Genomic DNA, 4,229 nt, shown 5'->3' with positions numbered 1-4,229 from the left:
GCCGACCGTCGCAGGCACCCCGGCATGCGGGCCCGCCGCGAAACCGGGCGACGCCGCCCGGCCGGCACGCCGAGCCCTCCGAACGCGCCCGACCTCGCCGCGCTCGGCGCTGGCACGCCGTCGGCGAAATCTCCGACACCCCTTTGATCCCGGACCGGCCGACTTTGATCCCGGACCGGCCGACCCCTACTGTCGAACCGTCCGCTTTCCCCTCTCCGAAAGGCATCCGATGGCCACCACGGTCTTCGTCTTCCACCCGAACTTCGCCGCTTCCACCGTCAACGCGCGGCTCGCGGCCGAGGCCGAGAAGCAGGACGGCGTCACCGTCCGCCGCCTCTACGACCTCTACCCGGACTTCCGGATCGACGTCGCCGCCGAACAGGCCGCGCTGACGGCCAGCGACCGCATCGTCCTCCAATTCCCGATGTACTGGTACTCTTGCCCGCCGCTGCTGAAGAAGTGGGAGGACGACGTCCTGACCTACGGATGGGCCTACGGCCCGACGGGCGACGCCCTGCACGGCAAGGAGATGGTCGTCGCCGTCTCCCCCGGTGCCCCCGGCGCGGCCTACCGCCGCGACGGCGCAGCCAAATACGAGGTCACCGAGCTCCTGCGCCCATTCCAGGCGACGAGCAACCTCATCGGCACCACGTTCGCCAAACCCTTCGTCACGGCGGGCGCCGTCTCGATGTCCGCCGCCGAACTCGACGCCAGAGCCGCGGCCTACGCCGTATACATCACCTCGGACTCCTTGGAGCCCCTCGGCGACTACGAGTGAGGCATGCCGCTTCTGGCCCGTCCGGGCCGGAAGCGCGAGGTCCGGGCTCGCCCGACCCCGGCCGTTCACCCGACTCGGCCGACGGCCTTCTTCCCCTGACGCCTGAAGAAGGCCGTGAGCTGGGCCGCGCATTCGTCCTCGCGCACCCCCCCGATCACCTCGACCCGGTGGTTGGAGCGAGCGTCGCGCAGCACGTCGCGCACCGACCCCGCCGCACCCGCCTTCGGGTCCCACGCGCCGAAGACCACGCGCCGTATGCGTGCGGCCACGATCGCCCCCGCGCACATCGTGCACGGCTCGAGCGTGACGTACAGGTCGCAGTTCGGCAGCCGCCAGTCGCACATGGCGGAGGCGGCGCGCCGCAACGCCGTGATCTCGGCGTGCCCGGCGGGGTCGTCTTCTGCCTCCCTCGTGTTGTATCCGCAACCGATCGACTGCCCCTCCCACACGACGAGCGCGCCGACCGGCACATCCCCCGTGGCCTCGGCTAATTCGGCCAATTCCATCGCATGGCCGATCCACTCGTACTCCACCTCGAACATGGTCCAAGTCTTGCACGGAAGGCGCGAAGTTTCCCCGCCAAAACGCGAGTATCTTCGTGCGGACGTCGTTGCACGGAGCGCGCCGCCGGCCGCCCGCGCGGACGGGCGGCGAGTGGAGCGAGCTAGGAATCCATCTATGAATCCCTACGTCTATGCACGCCGGGTGCGCGAGCCGTTCACCGCCGCCCCGCTGATACGATCGGCACATGCGCACCCGAGTCATCGACCATCCACTCGTCGCCCACAAACTCACGCTTCTGCGGGAGCGCTCGACTCCCTCCCCCGTCTTCCGACAGCTCGTCGACGAGCTGGTCACCCTCCTCGCCTACGAGGCCACCCGCGACGTGGCGGTCCGGGACGTCGCGATCGACACCCCCGTCGCTTCGGCCACAGGCGTCAAACTCGCCACCCCGCGCCCGATCGTCGTCCCGATCCTGCGCGCGGGCCTGGGAATGCTGGAAGGCATGGTCAAGCTCCTGCCCACCGCGGAGGTCGGCTTCCTAGGGATGAAGCGCGACGAGGAGACCCTCGAGGCCGTCACCTACGCCAACCGCCTGCCCGACGACCTGTCGGGCCGCCAGTGCTACATCCTCGATCCGATGCTCGCGACCGGCCACACCCTCATCGACTCGATCAACTACCTGCTCGAACGCGGCGCCCGGGACGTCACGTGCGTCTGCCTGCTCGCCGCGCCCGAGGGGCTGGCCAACGTCACGGAGGCCGTCGGCGGGCGGGCGGAGGTGACGATCGTCGTCGCCGCGATCGACGAGCGCCTCAACGACCGCGGCTACATCGTCCCGGGGCTGGGCGACGCAGGAGACCGCCTCTACGGCGTCGTGGACTAGCGGTCCGAACCCCGCGACGGGCAGAACCGGGCCGACGGTCCGAACCCCCATGAAAGCCGGCGGGTAGGGCCGGCGGCCCCTTCCCATGGGAATCCCAAGTTCCAGGCAGTGTATCGCAAGGTTGCGCCTTCATACTCGACGTGCGGGCGGGGCCGGCCGGAGAGCCGGCCGCCGGCCCGTCCACGCCTCCCCGGCCCGTCCACACCACCCCTGCGAGCCGTCCAACCCTGTGAGCCGGCACCTAACCGCCGGGCGAAACCCCGTGCCATCGCCATCGAACCGTGACATGCTAGATATGCGCCAACCTCACGGACTAAGGAAAATTCGATGGCACCACGTCACACCCCCGATGCGGATTCGGGCGACACCGCCCCGGCATCCGACCAGCCCGCCCACGTCCAGGAATCGGCCCATGCGCAGGAGGCGGACCGGCCGCGCACGGCCTACGAGCGGCGCGGCGGCCCCGTGCAGCAGCGGGCCATACGGATCATCGGCCCCATCGCCTCGGTCATGGCGATCGCGATGTTCGTCTCCTACATCCCGCAGATCATGAACAACCTCGACGGCCACAAGACCAACCCGCTCCAGCCCTTCGTCACGATGATCAACTGCACCCTGTGGACGATCTACGGGCTGTGGCGCCCCAAGCGGGACTGGCCCATCGCCGTGGCCAACATGCCGGGCATCCTGTTCGGAGCGCTCGCGGCCGTGACCGGCCTGTAGCCCCGCAGCCGCCGGCCATGTTCGAAAGCCGCACGTCCGCACCGGCCGGGCCCTCGCCGCGCGCGTCGCGCGGGAGGCCGCGCCGAGGCGAGGCATTCGCCCGAACCCGCACGTCCGCACCGGCTCAGCCCGCACCGGCCGGGAGGCCGTCGGGGCCCGGACAGGCGCCCGCGCCCGGAAGCCGTCTGTCCGGCCCGGACTACCTCGGCCCCGAATGGGTCGCCACGTCCTTCGCCCTGTCCGAGGACGACGGCGGCCGCCCGCCCGGCAGGCCCGACGTCGCCGTGCTCGTGCACGAACGCGACGCCGGGCGCCTGGCGGCCGAATCGAAGGCGGCGGCCCTCTACCTGCCGGGCTTCCTCGACACCTTCTGCCACGTCGGCCAGGCGGCCGCCTTCCGCGCCCTGGGCGTCCCGCTGGCCGGCCTGGACATGCGCCGGTGCGGGCGCGCGACCAGGTCGGCGGCCTCCCGCGACGACCTCCGCGACATCTACGTCCGCGAAGAGGAGATCGGCTTGGCGCTCGACCGCCTGCGCGAGCTCGGCGCCGAACGCATCGTCCTCATCGGGCATTCGACCGGCGGCCTGCAGGCCGCGCTGTGGGCGGCGGACCACCCCGGCACGGTGGACGCGGTCGTCTTGAACTCGCCGTGGCTGGACCATTACGGGTCGCGCCTGGAACGCGGGCCGCTCACCCGCGCCGTCGACCGCCTCGGCGCGCGCTCCCCGTCCACTCCGATCAGCTGGCTGCTGCCGCGCTACGCGCGCTCCCTCCACAGGGACTACGGCGGCGAGTTCGACTTCGACCCCGCGCACAAACCGCTGGTCGTCACCCCCGTCCGGGCGGGTTTCTTCCGCACGGTCCGCCGCGCCCAGGCGCGCGTGGCCGCCGGAGGGGTGCGCATCGACGCGCCGCTGCTCGTCGCCCACTCAGACGCCTCCGGCCACCCGAAGCTCCCGAGGAGGAGGGAACTGGCGAACAGGGACTGCGTGCTCGGCGTCGAGGATATGAAGCGCCTGGCGCCGCTGCTCTCCCCCGACGTCGAGACGCTCGAGGTCCCAGGCGGGCGCCACGACCTCGCCCTGTCCGAAAGGCCCGCCCGCGAACTGTACACGCGGGAAGTCACCGCCTGGGTGGCGCGGACGCTGGGGCTGTGACGCCACCGGGGCTGTAGCTCACGGCCGGGCGCCGGATTCCCGCGCGCATGCCGGGTCGCGTATCCTGAGCCTGGAATCCCGAGGAGGAACAGCATGTCCAAGAAGAATCGCCGCAAGGCCGCCGCGTCCGGGCGCGCCGCGGACCGAGCCGTTCGGCGGCCGGCGGGCGCCCGGACCGCGACGC

5 protein-coding genes are annotated in these 4,229 nt (G+C 71.6%); 4 read left to right on the top strand and 1 reads right to left on the bottom strand.

What is annotated here, in order from left to right; genetic code table 11:
• Nucleotides 1-229: 229 nt before the first annotated feature.
• Nucleotides 230-778 (top strand): NAD(P)H-dependent oxidoreductase, encoded by a 549-nt coding sequence (locus tag HMPREF0043_RS08835; RefSeq protein WP_021602705.1) that lies wholly within the window; start codon nt 230-232, stop codon nt 776-778.
• Between the two features lie 65 nt (nt 779-843).
• Here the strand turns inward: HMPREF0043_RS08835 and tadA are convergent, their stop codons facing one another.
• Nucleotides 844-1,320, bottom strand: a complete 477-nt coding sequence (gene tadA, locus HMPREF0043_RS08830) for a tRNA adenosine(34) deaminase TadA (RefSeq protein WP_021602704.1) — start codon at nt 1,318-1,320, stop codon at nt 844-846.
• A 206-nt stretch (nt 1,321-1,526) separates the two neighbouring features.
• Between tadA and upp the strand changes: the two genes are divergently transcribed.
• From upp to HMPREF0043_RS08815, 3 genes are all read left to right on the top strand, one after another.
• Nucleotides 1,527-2,165: a uracil phosphoribosyltransferase gene (gene upp, locus HMPREF0043_RS08825; RefSeq protein WP_021602703.1), complete on the top strand. Its 639-nt coding sequence runs from the start codon at nt 1,527-1,529 to the stop codon at nt 2,163-2,165.
• Nucleotides 2,166-2,492: 327 nt separating this feature from the next.
• Nucleotides 2,493-2,888 carry a SemiSWEET family transporter gene (locus HMPREF0043_RS10795; RefSeq protein ID WP_021602702.1) on the top strand — a complete coding sequence of 132 codons (396 nt, stop codon included), beginning with the start codon at nt 2,493-2,495 and terminating at the stop codon, nt 2,886-2,888.
• A 17-nt stretch (nt 2,889-2,905) separates the two neighbouring features.
• Nucleotides 2,906-4,045 carry an alpha/beta hydrolase gene (locus tag HMPREF0043_RS08815; RefSeq protein WP_021602701.1) on the top strand — a complete coding sequence of 380 codons (1,140 nt, stop codon included), beginning with the start codon at nt 2,906-2,908 and terminating at the stop codon, nt 4,043-4,045.
• The last annotated feature ends 184 nt before the right edge of the window (nt 4,046-4,229 follow it).

The organism is Actinobaculum sp. oral taxon 183 str. F0552, from assembly GCF_000466165.1.
Taxonomy (GTDB): domain Bacteria; phylum Actinomycetota; class Actinomycetes; order Actinomycetales; family Actinomycetaceae; genus Peptidiphaga.
The sequence above is the reverse complement of the archived record's forward strand: the minus strand, read 5'-3'. Positions and strand labels throughout refer to the sequence as shown.

Excerpts from the sequence above, each read along its gene's own strand:
- HMPREF0043_RS08835 (WP_021602705.1), top strand. The coding sequence starts at position 230 with ATGGCCACCACGGTCTTCGTCTTCCACCCGAACTTCGCCGCTTCCACC.
- tadA (WP_021602704.1), bottom strand. The coding sequence starts at position 1,320 with ATGTTCGAGGTGGAGTACGAGTGGATCGGCCATGCGATGGAATTGGCC.
- upp (WP_021602703.1), top strand. The coding sequence starts at position 1,527 with ATGCGCACCCGAGTCATCGACCATCCACTCGTCGCCCACAAACTCACG.
- HMPREF0043_RS10795 (WP_021602702.1), top strand. The coding sequence starts at position 2,493 with ATGGCACCACGTCACACCCCCGATGCGGATTCGGGCGACACCGCCCCG.
- HMPREF0043_RS08815 (WP_021602701.1), top strand. The coding sequence starts at position 2,906 with ATGTTCGAAAGCCGCACGTCCGCACCGGCCGGGCCCTCGCCGCGCGCG.